Below are 16,113 nucleotides of genomic sequence, written 5' to 3'. Positions count from 1 at the left end.
AGGTCGGGGTGGGATCGGGGACGGGTAAGGGGCGGGTGCGACTTGGTGACCGCCGGACCCTACGCACCGTAAGGTGGTGGCCATGGCAGGCACGACTCCTCGCGGCAGGGGCGAGCGACGCAGCCCCGGCGAGCTGGAGAGCGCGGTCCTCGCCACCCTGTGGGCGACGGACCGGGCGCTCACCCCGGCCGAGATCCAGACCGACCTCGGTGGCGACCTCGCCTACAACACCGTGCACACGATCCTTCGGCGCCTGCACGACAAGAGCCTCGTCCTGCGGGACGCCGACGGCCGGCGCGGCGCCTACCGCCCGGCGAAGAACGCCGCACAGATGACCGCCGAGGCCATGCACCAGGCCCTGGACCGCGGCCCCGACCCGATCGCCGCCCTCCAGCAGTTCGTCACGGGCCTGAGCCCTGCGGAGGAAGCAGCGCTGCGGGCACTCCTCGACGAGAGCGGTGCGTGAGGCGGCGGCCGCAGCCGCAGTGGCAACGGGGAGCCCCGGGAGAGGGAGGCGCGTGCCCGGGGTGGAGGGAGCGGTTTTTGTCGGGGCCCGGCTGAGGCGTGGGGTCTTGCTGCAGGTCAAGGAGGTGGGGCGGGCCGACAGGGGCGCTGGTGCATGCTCCGGCCGGACGGGGGCGGGTGCTTGCCCCGGCCGACGGGACCGAGTGCCGGGCAGGCGTTTGCCCGGAGTGAGCGCGGGCGGGCGATGTGGAGTGCGGACAGCGGGTGCGAGCTGTCCCGTCTGGGCAGCTACGCCGGCCCGTTCGTCCGGTCCGCCGTGCTCCCGTCTCAGCGCAGCCCGGCCGTCGTTCTCCGTGCCCCCGCCACGACCCCTACCGCCAGGCAGCCCAACACCATCGCCAGAGCCCCGAACCCGTACGTCAGGGTCGCTGCGGCCGCGACCCCCGCCACCAGCAACGGACCGCCCGCATCGCCCAGTTCGCGGCCCAGTTCCGCCGCGCCCGTCGTCTGGCCGAGCCGTTCCTGCGGGGTCGCCGAGGCCAGGGTCGCGAAGCCCAGTGGGGTGATCAGGCCGGTGCCGGTGCCGATGAGGGCGGCGGCGAGCAGGATGCCGGTCAGGCCGGGCAGCATCGCGCAGGCCAGGCCGGTTGCCGCGAGCAGCAGCCCGGCGGTGAGCCCGGCGCCCGCGCTGAGCCGCCCCGCGTCCAAGGCTCGGCCGGCACGGGGCTGTACGACCGCCGCGCACCCCGCCAGCACCGACACCGCGGCGCCCGTCGCCACCGTCCCGAGCCCGGCCACCGCACCGGACACCGGCAGAAAGCCCACCCCGGCCGAGAGCGCGGCCGTGGCCCCCGCGAGCGCGGACGTCGGCACGAGAAACGCCGGGTCCGTCAGCCGTCGCGACAGGTCCAGCAGGGTCTGCCGGGTGCGGGGGAGTGGCGCCACGACGGGCACGGCGACCAGTGTCCACACCGCGACGGCGGCACCGAGCACCGCCAGTACGGCGAACAGCAGCCGCAGCCCGCCCGCCCACACCAGCACCCCGCCGAGCAGCGGTCCCAGTGTGTAGCCGACGGACTTGCAGAAGCCGTAACTCCCGAAGACCCGCCCGTGTCTGACCGCCGGATTGAGCCGGGCCACCAGCGCGGACGCGGCCGGCGAGAACGCGGACGCCGCCGCCCCCTGCCCGAGCCGCGCGGCCCACAGCCACCCCGGGCTGTCCGCGAGGACGTACACCGCGGACGCGGCGGCGAACGCCACCAGCCCGCCGAGCAGCACCGGCCGCGCCCCCACCCGGTCGGCCACGGTGCCGAACACCGGCTTCAGCACGACCTCCGCCCCGTCGTAGAGCGCCAGCAGACCGCCCAGGACGAGCAGCGAGGAGACCGCACCCTTTCCGGCACCCCCGAGGTTCGCGGCGATACCGTGCGCCCCGAAGGCGGTGGTGAACCCCGCCGCGTACAGCGGCCACATCGGTCGCTGCCGTCCACGGTCCATGCAGGGCAGCGTACCCATCACCCACCGTGCCAAGGAGAGGGTGATCCGGACCGCTCCAGCCCACACCACCTTGATGTCGGATTCTCGCCAGCCTCGGTCCCGCCCATCGCCGATGCTGGACGCATGCAGAACGGGATGCACACCGACCGAGAGCGCTGCGTACGCGCCGTCCAGTCCAAGGACGCCCGCTTCGACGGATGGTTCTTCACGGCGGTCCTGACCACCCGCATCTACTGCCGGCCCAGCTGCCCGGTCGTACCGCCCAAGCCCGAGAACATGACCTTCTACCCGAGCGCCGCAGCCTGCCAGCAGGCCGGATTCCGGGCCTGCAAGCGCTGCCGTCCCGACACCAGCCCGGGCTCCCCGGAGTGGAACCAGCGCGCCGACCTCGTGGCCCGCGCGATGCGTCTGATCGCCGACGGCGTCGTGGACCGCGACGGTGTCCCCGGACTCGCCGCCCGTCTCGGCTACAGCACCCGCCAGATCGAACGCCAGCTGCTCGCCGAACTCGGCGCCGGACCCCTGGCCCTGGCCCGCGCCCAACGCGCCCAGACGGCCCGCCTGTTGATCGAGACGACCCCGCTCCCGATGGCGGAGATCGCCTTCGCCGCCGGCTTCTCCTCGATCCGCACCTTCAACGACACCGTGCGCGAGGTCTTCGCGCTCTCCCCGAGCGAGCTGCGGGCCAGGCTGCCGAAGAAGAACGCCCCCGCGGCCCCCGGAGCCCTCACCCTCCGCCTGCCCTTCCGCGCCCCCCTCAACCCCGACAACCTCTTCGGCCACCTCGCCGCGACGGCCGTACCCGGCGTGGAGGAGTGGCGCGAGGGCGCCTACCGCCGCACCCTCCGCCTCCCCTACGGCCACGGCATCGCGACCCTGGCCCCCGAACCCGACCACATCGCCTGCCGCCTCACCCTCAGCGACCTGCGCGACCTGCCCGTCGCCATCAGCCGCTGCCGCCGGATGCTCGACCTGGACGCCGACCCGGTCGCGATCGACGACCAGCTCCGCACGGACCCGCTGCTCGCGCCGCTGGTGGACAAGGCCCCCGGCCGGCGGGTCCCGCGCACGGTCGACGAGGCGGAGTTCGCCGTACGGGCCGTACTCGGCCAGCAGGTCTCCACGGCCGCCGCCCGCACCCACGCCTCCCGCCTGGTCATGGCACACGGCGACCTCGTCGACGACCCCGAGGGCGGCCTCACCCATCTCTTCCCCACCCCCGAGGCGCTCGCCGCACTCGACCCCGAGTCCCTGGCCATGCCCCGCACCCGCCGCACCACCTTCACCACCCTGGTACGCCAACTCGCCGACGGAACCGTCCACTTGGGCCCGGAGAGCGACTGGCCCGAGACCCGAGCCCGGCTCCTCGCCCTCCCCGGTTTCGGCCCCTGGACCGTCGACGTCATCGCCATGCGGGCCCTTGGCGACCCCGACGCCTTCCTCCCCACCGACCTCGGCATCCGCCGCGCCGCACAGGAACTGGGCCTCCCGTCCACTCCGGCGGCCCTCACCGCCCGCGCGGCGGCCTGGCGCCCCTGGCGGGCGTACGCCGTCCAGTACCTGTGGGCGACCGACAGTCACCCCATCAACTTCCTTCCCGTATAAGGACGTTCGCGATGAGTTCCGTGAAGCACCACACCGTGATCGACAGCCCGTACGGCCCCCTCACCCTCGTGGCCGACGACGGCATCCTGTGCGGCCTCTACATGACCGAACAGCGCCACCGCCCACCGGAGGAGTCCTTCGGCGCCCGGGACGAGAGCCTCTTCGCAGAGGCGGAGGACCAGCTGGAGGCCTATTTCGCAGGCGACTTGAAGGAGTTCACCCTCGAACTCCACCTGCACGGAACCCCGTTCCAGCGCACGGTGTGGGACCAGCTCCGCGAGATCCCCTACGGCGAGACGCGCTCCTACGGCGAACTGGCCGCGGCCCTCGGCAACCCGTCCGCCTCCCGCGCGGTCGGCCTCGCCAACGGCAGGAACCCGATCGGCATCATCGTCCCCTGCCACCGAGTCGTCGGCGCGAACGGCGGCCTGACGGGCTACGGCGGCGGCCTGGACCGCAAGCAGCGCCTGCTGGACCTCGAGAGCGGAACGGTCGCCCTGATCAGGTAGGAACCTGACCCCTGATCAGTTCTCGGGGTGCGGTGGGGGGTTACTCGGGGAAGCTCCCGGATGATCGGGGCTGCCGGGGCGCATGAGACTCGTGGGCGGGCCGGGCGTTCGCCGGTCCTACCGTCACCCTGGGAGAGCCCTGCCGTGAACCGCACCCTGCGTCATACCCGTTGGTCCGCCGTGGCAGCCGCCGGCGCCGTGCTGGCCGCCCTGGCCGTGAGTGTGGCCGCCCCCGCCTCCGCCGCGACACCGGCCACGGCGGCGACCAGCACGCCGCTGCCCGTGCTCGATCCGGTCAAGCTCAGGGCGGCCATCGGTGGCCTGCCCAGCGCGGACGTCACCGGCGCGCTGCTGCGGATCACCGGCAGGGCCGGCCACTGGTGGGGCACCTCGGGCGTGGGCGACCTGGAGACCGGCCAGGGCGTCCCACGGAACGGACACTTCCGGATCGGCAGCATCTCCAAGGTCTTCACCGCGACCGTCGTGCTCCAACTCGCCGCCGAGCACCGGATCGACCTGGACACACCCGTCCAGCACTACCTGCCGGGCGTTCTGCCCGCGGAGCTGCCGCCGGTCACGGTGGGCCAGCTGCTCAACCACACCAGCGGTCTGCCGCGCGCGGCCGACAGCCCGGACTTCGGCGACGGCAGCCCCGAATGGTTCGCCGCCAACCGTCTGAAGAGCTTCACGCCGCAGCAGGTGATCGACCTGATGGCCGGTCAGCCGATGCAGTTCACGCCCGGCACCGCGCAGCAGTACAACGGCATGAACTACTACGTCGCCGGCGTGCTGATCGAGAAGACCACCGGGCACACCTTCGCCCACGAGGTGCAGTCCCGGATCACCCGCCCCCTCGGCCTGCACGACACCTACGTCCCCGACGCGGACGACCCGACCCTGCCCGGCCCGCACTCGCACGGCTATCTGATGGCCAAGTCCGCGGACGGCACCAGGCACCCGGTGGACGTCACCGAGCAGAGCCCCTGGCCGTGGGCCGAGGGCGGCATGATCTCCACCCCCGCCGACCTCGACCGCTTCATCACCCAGCTGTTCCGCGGCCGACTCCTTCCGCCCACCCAGCAGGCCGAGCTCTTCGCGGTTCCCGACGTCCCCAGTCACCACAGCAGCCAGTGCCGCACCCAGTCGGACGCGGGCCGGGCCTGCATGACCATGGGCCTGATGCGGGTCAAGACCTCCAACGGCGTCGTGGTCTGGGGCAAGACCGGCTCCCGCCCTGGCTGTACCAGTGGTGTCTTCGCCACCAGCGACCTCTCCCGCAAGATCGTCTACTCCCTCGACCCCGACAACCTCGACGGCACGGAGATGCGCTACATCCAGCAGATCGCCGCAGCCTCCTTCGGCACCATCGTCCCGGCCGGGAGCTGACACGGCTTTTCGTGCCCGCACGGGACGGCGACCTCGGCCTCAGCCGCGGCTCTCCGCGCTCAGCCGGCCCAGGAGTTCGGGCAGCGCGGTGCCGATGGGCTCCCGTACGACTTCGTCCGCGAGGTCGTCGTACGGCGTCGCCTCGGCGTTGACGATGACGAGCCGTGCGCCGTTGTCGGCGGCGACGCCGGCGAGTCCGGCCGCGGGCTGCACCTGCAGGCTGGTGCCGACGGCGATGAACACGGAACAGGCCTTGGTGATGGCGAGAGCCTCACCGAGGACCACCGGGTCGAGGCGCTCGCCGAACATCACGGTCGCCGACTTGAGAATGCCCCCGCACTCCAGGCACGCCGGGTCGTCCTCCCCGGCCTCGACCCGGGCGAGCGCGTCCTCCATCGGACCGCGCGCATGACAACCGGTGCACACGAAACTCCGTGCGGAACCGTGCAGTTCGAGCACCTTGCGGGCGGGCAACCCGGCGAGCTGATGCAGTCCGTCGACGTTCTGCGTGATCACCCGCACGGGCACCCCGGACCGCTCCAGCTCCGCCACGGCCCGGTGCCCGGCGTTGGGTTCGGCCTGCAGCGTGCGGTTCTTGCGCCGCATCTGCCAGGACCGCCGCCGGATCTCCGGATCACCCATGTAGTACTCGTACGTCACGAGCTTCTCGGCCTCGGGATCCTTCCGCCACAGCCCGTTGGGGCCACGGTAGTCGGGGATCCCGGAGTCCGTGGAGATACCGGCACCGCTGAGGATCGCGACGAGGGGCTTGCTCATGGCACCGAGGGTAGGACGGGGGGCCGGGTGGGGCGAACGGATATTCGTGCGCGCTCTGGGGTGCTAGTTTCCCGCCATGGCCAAGGTCACCGTCTCGCTCGATGCCGAACTCGTCGTGGAAGTCATGGTCCTTGCGGGCGTCGGCAGCCCGCAGGCCGCCGTCGAGCTCGTCGTCCGCGACTACATCGAGCGCGGCCACCGGACCGAAGCCCGCATCGCCGCACGGGACGAGGGGCTGCGCGAGGTGGACGCCAAGCCCCGCGACCCCGAGGGGTGAGCCGGTGCCCGGTCAGGCCACCCGCTGCCCGTTCTCCAGCTCGGCCGTGCCCGAGCCCTCCGCCAGGACGTCCAGGGCGACCCGGACGCGGTGGCCGAGGGTGCCCAGCAGGTAGTCGTCGAGTTCCTCGCGGGGGACGAGGCGCCAGGAGAGCAGCTCCTCCTCCTGCAGACGGATCGCCTTGAGGTCGTCCTCGTCGAGGACACCGCCGTCGTACAGATAGGCCACCAGCGGCGGCCAGCTCGGCTTGTACACCCAGTCGACCGCGAGCAGCCGGCCCGGTTCGCGGTCGAGACCGATCTCCTCGAGCGTCTCGCGGCGGGCCCCCTGGCGCGGGGTCTCGCCGCCGTCGGACTCGATCGTGCCGCCCGGCAGCGCCCAGCCCTCACGGTAGTTGGGCTCGACGAGCAGCACCCGGCCCTCGGCGTCGCGGAAGAGAGCGGCGGCCCCGGCGAGAATCCGGGGCAGGCCGGCGAGGTACGTGGCGAAGTCTGGCGTGGAGGTCATCCAGGAAGGGTAACCAGCTCCAGGCTCGGCCTTCGGCTAGCTCTCCGCCTCCGCCAGCTGCACCGTCCGCTGCGCCAGCTCGCTGATCCGCACCCCGTCGAAGCCGAACACCGCACTGCGGACCGTGTCCTGCAGCGGCTCCTTCCACTGCGCCGGAATCGCCTCCGCACCGGTCAGTACGCCCGCCACCGAGCCGGCCGTCGCCCCGTTGGAGTCGGTGTCCAGGCCGCCGCGGACGGTCAGCGTGATGGTGCGGGTGAAGTCGCCGTCGCCGTACAGAAGCCCTGCGGTGAGCACTGCGGCGTTCGGGATGGTGTGGATCCAGCCGAGCCCGGCGGTCTCCTCGGCCACCGTCGTGAGCGTGTCCTCCCAGGTCATGCGCGTGTCGTGAAGGGAGACGACCCGCCGCACGGTACGGGCGAGCCGGCTGCTCGCCGGGATGACGGCCAGTGCCTGGTCGACCGCGTGCCGCACGGTGGGCGCGGTGAACGCCGCCGCGATCAGCGCCGCCGCCCACATCGCGCCGTACACGCCGTTGCCCGTGTGCGACAGCACCGCGTCCCGGCGGGCCAGGGAGGCGGCACGGCGCGGCACGCCCGGGCAGGTCCAGCCGTAGATGTCGGCGCGGATCAGGGCGCCGATCCACTCCTGGTACGGGTTGTCGTACGTGGCCGTCAGCGGCGGCTTCAGCCCGTTGGCCAGGTTTCGGTAGGTGGCCCGCTCCGCCGTGAAGGTCTGCAGATACGGCAGCCGCAGCAGCCACAGCTCGCCGACCTGCTCGGTGCTGAAGTCGAAGCCGTGCGTCTCCAGGAGGTCCAGGCCGAGGATCGCGTAGTCGACGTCGTCGTCGCGGCAGCTGCCGTGGATCCGGCCGCGCACGCACTGGCGCCACTCGGGGCGCAGCTCGAAGCCGTCGCTCTCGTCGGCGGGCTCGGGAAGATAGTCGGTGAGGGGCAGCGCGGCGGCCTGCCGCAGATAGCGGTCGATACGGTCCCGCGTCCACAGGTCGCCCTGCTCGACCGGCTTGCCGAGCATGTTGCCCGAGATCCGGCCCAGCCAGCCCCCGAGGATGCGGTCCGCGAGCTCTGACTCAGTGCCCACAGGGGTCATAGCAGAAGGCTTACCCAATTTGGGCGGAGGCTGCGCGGCGTTCGGCAGGGGACGCGCAGCGGGCCCTCAGCAGGCTCCCACCGGCGTCCCAGGCTCCGGTCACGGAATGACGGCGGGGGCCTCCCCCGGTTAAGGTCGCAGCGGCGCGACTGGCCTTGACGTGCGCGAGGCCCGGAGAGCAAGGGGAAACAGGTGACACAGCGCGTGCTCATCGCCGCGGACAAGTTCAAGGGGTCGCTGACGGCCGTGCAGGTCGCCGAGCGGGTGACGGCCGGGCTGCGCCGGGTCGTGCCGGAGCTCCAGGTGGAGTCGCTGCCCGTGGCCGACGGGGGTGACGGGACCGTGGACGCGGCGGTCGCGGCCGGTTTCGAGCGGCGCGAGGTGCGCGTCGCCGGGCCCCTGGGCGACGAGGTGACGGCGGCCTTCGCACTGCGTGCGGGCACGGCGGTCGTGGAGATGGCCGAGGCGAGCGGGCTGCAGCGGCTGCCGGCGGGTGTCTTCGCACCGCTCACGGCTTCGACGTACGGCTCCGGTGAGCTGCTGCGGGCCGCGCTGGATGCGGGCGCGCGCACGATCGTCTTCGGCGTGGGTGGCAGCGCGACCACCGACGGCGGCGCCGGGATGCTCTCGGCGCTCGGCGCACGGTTCCTGGACGCGGAGGGCGAGCCGGTTCCCCCGGGCGGCGGCGGACTGAGCGAGCTCGCCTCCGCCGATCTGTCCGGCCTGGACCCGCGCCTCGCCTCCGTCGAACTGGTCCTGGCCAGCGACGTCGACAACCCGCTGACCGGCCCGAAGGGCGCACCCGCCGTCTACGGCCCGCAGAAGGGCGCCGCCCCGGACGATGTGGAGGCCCTGGACACGTCCCTCGCGCACTACGCGAAGGTGCTGGAGGAAGCGGTCGGGGCGAAGGCGGCGGAATTCGCCGCATCGCCGGGGGCGGGTGCGGCGGGTGGCATCGGCTATGGCGCGCTGCTCCTCGGTGCCGCCTTCCGCCCCGGCATCGAGGTGATGCTCGACGTGCTCGGCTTCGCGCCGGCGCTGGAGTGGGCGGACCTGGTGATCACGGGGGAGGGCTCGCTGGACGAGCAGACCCTGCACGGCAAGGCGCCCGCGGGGGTCGCGGCGGCCGCGCGTGCCGCGGACAAGGAGGTCGTCGCGGTGTGCGGGAGGTTGGCGTTGCCGCCGGACGCGCTGGGGCGGGCGGGGATCCGGCGGGCGTACCCGCTGACCTCCGTCGAGCCGGACGTGGCGAAGTGCATCGCGGACGCCGGGCCGATCCTGGAGCGGGTGGCGGAGCAGATCGGCCGGGACTTCCTCACCTGAGACCAGGCTTTTTTCGCCCCCACCGCCCCTTCCCGTCCCGACCCGGGAGCCAGTCCCCGGACCCCCGCTCCTCAAACGCCGGAGGGGCTGGATTCGGCTCAGCCACCTCAGCCCGTCCGGCGTTTGAGGACGAGGCCGTTCAGGCCGAAGCGGCGGTCTGGGGGCGGAGCCCCCAGTCGGCGCCCATACGAAGGGCCCCGAACCCAATGGGTTCGGGGCCCTTCGCCGTCGTACAAGCGCCGCTACGGCTACGGCACCTGCGCCGCCCGCGCCTCGCGCCGGTTGTCGCGGAAGTTGTTCACCCGGCGAGCCGTGGCGAACAGGGGGATCACCGCACCGGTGACCAGCTGGAGCGCGCACCCCGTCTGGAGGAGCAGCTGGCCGCTCGGGGCGTCGAACGCCCAGGCCGCCAGGAGGCCCATCGACACGACGATCCAGGACAGCATCGCCACCGCGAGGCGGCCCCGCGGCTTCGGGTACTCGACCCGGCTCACCATCAGCCAGGCCGTGCCCAGGATCGCCAGCAGGGTCGCCACGAAGGGCAGCTCCAGCAGGACGATCGAGACGACCGTCAGCGCGCCGAACGGTGACGGCATGCCCTGGAACATGCCGTTCGGGACGGTCACGCAGGAGAATCTCGCCAGTCGCAGTACCACGGCCAGGAGCACCACGATTGCCCCGACCGCGGCCACCCGCTGATGTGCGTCGTCCGCGACCATGCCGTAGACGAGGACGAAGTACGCCGGCGCCAGACCGAAGCTGATCAGGTCCGACAGGTTGTCCAGCTCCGCGCCCATGGGGGAGGAGCGCAGCTTGCGTGCCACCAGGCCGTCGAACAGGTCGAAGACCGCCGCGCACAGCATCAGGATGACCGCGGTGGCCGCGCTGTGGCGGGCCATGCCGGTCTCCTGGTCGCCGGTGAGGTGCGGGATCAGGATCCCGGTGGTGGTGAAGTACACCGCCATGAAGCCGCACGTGGCGTTGCCCAGGGTGAGGGTGTCCGCTATTGAGAGGCGGAGAGAGAGGGGCATCTCCTCCTCTTCGTCCACCTCGTCGGCCTCGGGCACCCAGCCCGCCTGGGTATCAGGATCAATCACGGTCAATGCGAGTCACCCCAGCCACGGTCTTCTGGCCGACCTCGACCGCGACGTCCACGCCCTCGGGCAGATAGATGTCGACGCGCGAGCCGAAGCGGATCAGACCGATGCGGTCCCCCTGCTCGACCTTCGTCCCCTGCGGGATGTACGGCACGATGCGGCGGGCCACCGCGCCGGCGATCTGGATCATCTCGATGTCGCCGAGTTCGGTGTCGAAATGCCAGACTACGCGCTCGTTGTTCTCGCTCTCCTTGTTGAACGCCGGAACGAACCCGCCGGGGATGTGCTCGACCGACGTCACCTCGCCGGAGAGCGGCGCGCGGTTGACGTGGACGTTGAGCGGGCTCATGAAGATCGCGACGCGGGTACGGCCGTCCTTCCACGGCATGATGCTCTGCACCACACCGTCGGCGGGCGAGATGACCCGGCCCGGGGCGATCTCGCGCTCGGGGTCGCGGAAGAACCACAGCATGCCCGCCGCGAGTGCGGTGGCGGGTACGGCCACGGCCTTGGCGACGCCGGAGCGGCGCGCACGGGCCAGGCTGAGGGCTGCGGTGGCGACGGTCGGCAGAAGCCACGGCGATGCTCCGCGCGCGAGGCGTACGCCGGCCCGGCTGTCGCGTGGTGCAGAGGTTTGGCTGTGGGGCATGGATGACCTTCGTAGCGGATGATGCCGCGCTGTAACGGGGGACGGCGGCTTTTCCGGGATGGTACCGGTCGCGGACCGCAACTGGGCAAGCCAGGAAGCCGAGTCGGCGGCCGAAGAGTGCTGACGGGGTGTGATCTTCTTCTCCAAGAAAACACCCCGTATCCGGACATCTAGCCCTGGAACCGATACTCTTCGAGCAGCCTGCGACCGATGATCATTTTTTGGATCTCGGCCGTACCTTCACCGATCAGCAACATCGGGGCCTCGCGGTAGAGGCGCTCGATCTCGTACTCCTTGGAGAAGCCGTAGCCGCCGTGGATCCGGAACGCGTCCTCCACGACCTCCTTGCAGTACTCGGAGGCGAGGTACTTCGCCATACCGGCCTCAAGGTCGTTTCGCTCCCCTGAGTCCTTTTTGCGTGCCGCGTTGACCATCATGGCATGCGCGGCCTCGACCTTGGTAGCCATCTCGGCCAGCTTGAACTGGATGGCCTGGTGCTGGGCGATCGGCTTGCCGAAAGTGTGACGCTGCTGGGCGTACTGGACGCCGAGCTCGAACGCACGCTGAGCGACGCCACAGCCACGCGCCGCCACGTTCACCCGGCCGACCTCCACGCCGTCCATCATTTGGTAAAAACCCCGGCCGGTCTCGCCACCGAGCACGCGGTTGGCCGGAATTCGCAGGCCGTCCATGATGAGTTCGGTGGTGTCGACGCCCTTGTAGCCCATCTTGTCGATCTTCCCGGGGATGGTGAGGCCGGGGCGGACCTCTCCGAAGCCGGGCTCCTTCTCGACCAGGAAGGTCGTCATCGACTTGTGGGGCGCGGTGCCCTCGGGGTGTCCTTCATCACTTCGGACCAGTACGGCGACCAGACTTGACGTTCCGCCGTTGGTCAGCCACATCTTCTGGCCGTTGAGGACGTACTCGTCGCCGTCCTTGACCGCCTTGGAGGTGATGGCGGACACGTCCGAGCCGAGGCCCGGCTCCGACATCGAGAAGGCGCCGCGGATGTCGCCGGCCGCCATGCGCGGCAGGAAGTGGTCCTTCTGCTCCTGCGTGCCGTGCTGCTTGAGCATGTACGCCACGATGAAGTGGGTGTTGATGATGCCGGACACCGACATCCAGCCGCGGGCGATCTCCTCGACGCACAGGGCATAGGTGAGGAGCGACTCGCCCAGGCCCCCGTACTCCTCGGGGATCATCAGGCCGAACAGGCCGAGTTCCTTGAGGCCGTCGACGATCTGCTGCGGGTACTCGTCGCGGTGCTCCAGCTCGGTGGCGACCGGGATGATCTCCTTGTCCACGAAGTCGCGGACGGTGGAGAGGATCTCCTGCTGGATGTCGGTCAGACCGGCGGTCTGGGCGAGGCGTGCCATCGGGCTCAGCCCTCCTGAAGTTCCGGGCGGCCGGGCTGCTCGCCGCCGCGTTCCTTGATGTACGTCTCGGTCGGCACCATCACCTTGCGGCGGAACACGCAGACCAGCGTGCCGTCCTGCTTGTAGCCCTTGGTCTCGACGTAGACGATGCCGCGGTCGTTCTTCGACTTCGACGGCCACTTGTCGAGGACGGTCGTCTGGCCGTAGATCGTGTCACCGTGGAAGGTCGGCGCCACGTGCCTGAGCGACTCGATCTCCAGGTTGGCGATCGCCTTGCCGGAGATGTCCGGGACGGACATGCCGAGCAGCAGGGAGTAGATGTAGTTCCCGACGACGACGTTCTTGCCGAAGTCCGTCGTCTTCTCCGCATAGTTGGTGTCCATGTGGAGCGGGTGGTGGTTCATGGTGAGGAGACAGAACAGGTGGTCGTCGTACTCCGTGACCGTCTTGCCCGGCCAGTGCTTGTACGTCGCCCCGACCTCGAACTCCTCGTAGGTGCGTCCGAACTGCATCGCGCTCAGGCCTCCGGGATCTCGAACTTCGACGTGCGCTGCATACCGGCCGCACGTCCCTTGCCGGAGATGACCAGCGCCATCTTGCGGCTGGCCTCGTCGATCATCTCGTCGCCGAGCATCGCGGAGCCCTTCTTGCCGCCCGCCTCGGACGTGTAGTAGTCGTACGCGTCCAGGATCAGCTCGGCGTGGTCGTAGTCCTCCTGGGAGGGCGAGAAGATCTCGTTGGACGCCTCGACCTGGCCCGGGTGCAGCACCCACTTGCCGTCGAAGCCGAGCGCGGCGGCGCGCTGGGCGACCTCGCGGTAGCCGTCGATGTTGCGGATCTGCAGGTAGGGGCCGTCGATCGCCTGGAGGTTGTTGGCGCGGGCGGCCATCAGGATCTTCATCAGGATGTAGTGGTAGGCGTCCGCCGGGTAGCCGGGCGGCTGCTCGCCCACGACCAGCGACTTCATGTTGATCGAGGCCATGAAGTCGGCCGGGCCGAAGATGATCGTCTCGACGCGCTGGGAGGCCGTCGCGATCTCGTTGACGTTGTTGAGGCCCTGGGCGTTCTCGATCTGCGCCTCGATGCCGATCTTGCCGACCTCGAAGCCCATCGTCTTCTCGATCTGCGTCAGCAGCAGGTCCAGGGCGACGATCTGCTGGGCGGTCTGCACCTTCGGCAGCATGATGCAGTCGAGGTTCTGGCCGGCTCCCTCGACGACCGTGACGACGTCGCGGTACGTCCACTCGGTCGTCCAGTCGTTGACGCGCACGACCCTCGTCTTGCCGGTCCAGTCGCCCTCGTTGAGGAACTTGACGATGGTGTGCCGCGCCTCGGGCTTGGCGAGCGGGGCGCACGCGTCCTCGAGGTCGAGGAAGACCTGGTCGGCCGGGAGGCCCTGCGCCTTCTCCAGGAAGCGGGGGTTGCTTCCCGGGACCGCGAGGCAGGAGCGTCGCGGACGCAGACGGTTGACGGGCGTGGTCATGCGGGGACCTCCAGGGGGTCGAGCTTGTTCGCTTTCCGGATCTCGTCGACGATGCGGCCGATGATCCCGGTGATGTCGAAGTCCTTCGGGGTGAAGACCGCGGCCACTCCGGCGGCCCGCAGCTGTTCGGCGTCGCCATTGGGGATGATGCCACCGGCGATCACCGGTATATCTGTGGCACCGGCCACACGGAGCCGTTCCAGCACGTCCGGGACGAGTTGGGCGTGCGAGCCGGAGAGGATCGACAGGCCGACCGCGTGCACGTCCTCGGCGAGGGCCGCGTCCACGATCTGCTCGGGGGTGAGCCGGATGCCCTGGTAGACCACCTCGAAGCCGGCGTCACGGGCCCGCACGGCGATCTGCTCGGCGCCGTTGGAGTGCCCGTCCAGGCCCGGCTTGCCGACCAGGAAGCGCAGCTTGCCGACGCCGAGGTCGCGGGCGGTGGCGTCCACCTTTCGGCGCACGTCGCTCAGCGCCGAGCCCTCCGCCGCGGCGACCGCGACCGGGGCGGACGAGACACCCGTCGGCGCCCGGAACTCGCCGAACACCTCGCGCAGGGCCCCGGCCCACTCGCCGGTGGTGACTCCGGCGCGGGCGCACTCCAGGGTGGCCTCCATGAGGTTGTCGGTGCCCTTGGCGGCCTCCTTCAGCCTCTCCAGCGCCTTGCAGGGGCGCGGGTGGTTGAAGGGCGGCTGGTAACGGGTGTCGCGCCAGTGCTGCAGCGAGGCGATGACCTGGGCCTCGACCGCCGGATCGACTGTCTGGATGGCTGTGTCGAGGTCCGCGGTGAGGGGATTGGGCTCGGTCGTCTCGAAGATGTTGACGCCGACGATCTTCTCCTCACCGGACTCGATACGGGCGCGCCGCTCGGCGTGCGAGGAGACGAGCTGCGACTTGAGGTAGCCGGACTCGACGGCGGCCATCGCGCCGCCCATCTCCTGGATCCGCTCGATCTCGGCGAGGGACTCCTCGACGAGCCCCGCGACCTTCGCCTCGATGACGTGCGAGCCCTCGAAGATGTCCTCGTACTCCAGCAGGTCGCTCTCGTGCGCCAGGACCTGCTGGATGCGCAGCGACCACTGCTGGTCCCAGGGACGGGGGAGGCCCAACGCCTCGTTCCAGGCGGGGAGTTGGACGGCACGCGCGCGTGCGTCCTTGGAGAGGGTCACGGCCAGCATCTCCAGCACGATCCGCTGGACGTTGTTCTCCGGCTGCGCCTCGGTCAGACCCAGGGAGTTGACCTGGACGCCGTAGCGGAAGCGGCGGTGCTTGGGGTTCTGGATGCCGTAGCGCTCAAGTGTGATCTTGTCCCAGATCCGCCCGAAGGCGCGCATCTTGCACATCTCCTCGATGAACCGGACGCCCGCGTTCACGAAGAAGGAGATACGGCCGACGACGTCGCCCATGCGCTCCTGCGGCACCTGTCCGGAGTCCCGGACGGCGTCCAGGACCGCGATCGCCGTGGACATCGCGTACGCGATCTCCTGGACCGGTGTGGCGCCCGCCTCCTGCAGGTGGTAGCTGCAGATGTTGATCGGGTTCCACTTCGGCAGGTGGGAGACCGTGTACGCGATCATGTCCGTCGTCAGACGGAGGCTCGGCCCCGGCGGGAAGACGTGCGTGCCGCGGGACAGGTACTCCTTGACGATGTCGTTCTGGGTCGTGCCCTGGAGCTGGGTGATGTCCGCACCCTGCTCCTCGGCGACGACCTGGTAGAGCGCCAGCAGCCACATGGCGGTGGCGTTGATCGTCATCGAGGTGTTCATCTGCTCCAGGGGGATGTCCTGGAACAGCCGGCGCATGTCACCGAGGTGCGCGACCGGCACTCCGACCCGGCCGACCTCGCCGCGGGCGAGGATGTGGTCGGAGTCGTAGCCGGTCTGCGTGGGCAGGTCGAACGCGACCGACAGGCCCGTCTGCCCCTTGGCGAGGTTGCGCCGGTACAGCTCGTTGGACGCCTCGGCCGTGGAGTGACCGGCGTACGTGCGCATGAGCCACGGCCGGTCCTTCTTCCTTGCCCCGTCGGCGTTCTGACGCTCAGTCATCTATGAC

The 16,113-nt window shown here is 70.7% G+C and carries 16 protein-coding genes; 6 read left to right on the top strand and 10 right to left on the bottom strand.

Features of this window, described 5'->3' with window-relative positions; translation table 11 throughout:
* Positions 1-82: 82 nt before the first annotated feature.
* Positions 83-466 carry a BlaI/MecI/CopY family transcriptional regulator gene (locus ACIBW9_RS37925; RefSeq protein ID WP_398961960.1) on the top strand — a complete coding sequence of 128 codons (384 nt, stop codon included), beginning with the start codon at positions 83-85 and terminating at the stop codon, positions 464-466.
* Between the two features lie 326 nt (positions 467-792).
* Here the strand turns inward: ACIBW9_RS37925 and ACIBW9_RS37920 are convergent, their stop codons facing one another.
* Positions 793-1,938: an MFS transporter gene (locus tag ACIBW9_RS37920; protein ID WP_398962165.1), complete on the bottom strand. Its 1,146-nt coding sequence runs from the start codon at positions 1,936-1,938 to the stop codon at positions 793-795.
* Positions 1,939-2,097: 159 nt separating this feature from the next.
* Between ACIBW9_RS37920 and ACIBW9_RS37915 the strand changes: the two genes are divergently transcribed.
* The 3 genes from ACIBW9_RS37915 (at position 2,098) to ACIBW9_RS37905 (ending at position 5,462) form a co-directional block, all read left to right on the top strand.
* Positions 2,098-3,567 (top strand): AlkA N-terminal domain-containing protein, encoded by a 1,470-nt coding sequence (locus ACIBW9_RS37915; protein ID WP_398962163.1) that lies wholly within the window; start codon positions 2,098-2,100, stop codon positions 3,565-3,567.
* Positions 3,568-3,587: 20 nt separating this feature from the next.
* Positions 3,588-4,076, top strand: coding sequence for a methylated-DNA--[protein]-cysteine S-methyltransferase (locus tag ACIBW9_RS37910; protein ID WP_398962161.1), 489 nt, complete (start codon positions 3,588-3,590; stop codon positions 4,074-4,076).
* 144 nt (positions 4,077-4,220) lie between these two features.
* Entirely contained in the window at positions 4,221-5,462 is a 1,242-nt protein-coding gene (locus tag ACIBW9_RS37905) for a serine hydrolase domain-containing protein (protein ID WP_398961957.1), read from the top strand.
* 39 nt (positions 5,463-5,501) lie between these two features.
* Here the strand turns inward: ACIBW9_RS37905 and ACIBW9_RS37900 are convergent, their stop codons facing one another.
* Complete coding sequence (locus ACIBW9_RS37900) at positions 5,502-6,239, bottom strand: SIR2 family NAD-dependent protein deacylase (RefSeq protein ID WP_398961954.1); 738 nt, start codon at positions 6,237-6,239, stop codon at positions 5,502-5,504.
* Between the two features lie 76 nt (positions 6,240-6,315).
* Here ACIBW9_RS37900 and ACIBW9_RS37895 point away from each other — a divergent pair, with 76 nt between their 5' ends.
* Positions 6,316-6,516 (top strand): type II toxin-antitoxin system VapB family antitoxin, encoded by a 201-nt coding sequence (locus ACIBW9_RS37895; RefSeq protein ID WP_398961951.1) that lies wholly within the window; start codon positions 6,316-6,318, stop codon positions 6,514-6,516.
* A 12-nt stretch (positions 6,517-6,528) separates the two neighbouring features.
* Here the strand turns inward: ACIBW9_RS37895 and ACIBW9_RS37890 are convergent, their stop codons facing one another.
* Together ACIBW9_RS37890 and ACIBW9_RS37885 are read right to left on the bottom strand one after the other, a co-directional pair.
* Complete coding sequence (locus tag ACIBW9_RS37890; protein ID WP_398961949.1) at positions 6,529-7,023, bottom strand: NUDIX domain-containing protein; 495 nt, start codon at positions 7,021-7,023, stop codon at positions 6,529-6,531.
* 36 nt (positions 7,024-7,059) lie between these two features.
* A complete protein-coding gene (locus ACIBW9_RS37885) occupies positions 7,060-8,133 on the bottom strand; it encodes an ADP-ribosylglycohydrolase family protein (protein WP_398961947.1) in 1,074 nt (357 codons plus the stop codon).
* Positions 8,134-8,337: 204 nt separating this feature from the next.
* Between ACIBW9_RS37885 and ACIBW9_RS37880 the strand changes: the two genes are divergently transcribed.
* Positions 8,338-9,456, top strand: coding sequence for a glycerate kinase (locus ACIBW9_RS37880; protein ID WP_398962159.1), 1,119 nt, complete (start codon positions 8,338-8,340; stop codon positions 9,454-9,456).
* A 248-nt stretch (positions 9,457-9,704) separates the two neighbouring features.
* Here ACIBW9_RS37880 and pssA read toward each other — a convergent pair whose 3' ends face one another.
* From pssA to ACIBW9_RS37850, 6 genes are all read right to left on the bottom strand, one after another.
* A complete protein-coding gene (gene pssA / locus ACIBW9_RS37875) occupies positions 9,705-10,523 on the bottom strand; it encodes a CDP-diacylglycerol--serine O-phosphatidyltransferase (protein ID WP_389077819.1) in 819 nt (272 codons plus the stop codon).
* A 22-nt stretch (positions 10,524-10,545) separates the two neighbouring features.
* Positions 10,546-11,202 carry a phosphatidylserine decarboxylase gene (locus ACIBW9_RS37870; RefSeq protein WP_115910141.1) on the bottom strand — a complete coding sequence of 219 codons (657 nt, stop codon included), beginning with the start codon at positions 11,200-11,202 and terminating at the stop codon, positions 10,546-10,548.
* A 170-nt stretch (positions 11,203-11,372) separates the two neighbouring features.
* Entirely contained in the window at positions 11,373-12,578 is a 1,206-nt protein-coding gene (locus ACIBW9_RS37865) for an acyl-CoA dehydrogenase family protein (protein WP_062710448.1), read from the bottom strand.
* 5 nt (positions 12,579-12,583) lie between these two features.
* Positions 12,584-13,090 (bottom strand): MaoC family dehydratase, encoded by a 507-nt coding sequence (locus ACIBW9_RS37860; RefSeq protein WP_389077432.1) that lies wholly within the window; start codon positions 13,088-13,090, stop codon positions 12,584-12,586.
* Positions 13,091-13,095: 5 nt separating this feature from the next.
* Entirely contained in the window at positions 13,096-14,061 is a 966-nt protein-coding gene (locus ACIBW9_RS37855; RefSeq protein ID WP_115910143.1) for a CoA ester lyase, read from the bottom strand.
* Positions 14,058-16,106 carry a protein meaA gene (locus ACIBW9_RS37850; protein ID WP_398961943.1) on the bottom strand — a complete coding sequence of 683 codons (2,049 nt, stop codon included), beginning with the start codon at positions 16,104-16,106 and terminating at the stop codon, positions 14,058-14,060. The genes ACIBW9_RS37855 and ACIBW9_RS37850 overlap by 4 nt, the downstream gene beginning before the upstream one ends.
* Between the last annotated feature and the right edge of the window lie 7 nt (positions 16,107-16,113).

The organism is Streptomyces sp. NPDC049541 (genome assembly GCF_044465725.1).
Taxonomy (GTDB): domain Bacteria; phylum Actinomycetota; class Actinomycetes; order Streptomycetales; family Streptomycetaceae; genus Streptomyces.
This window is presented reverse-complemented; position numbering and strand designations above follow the sequence as displayed.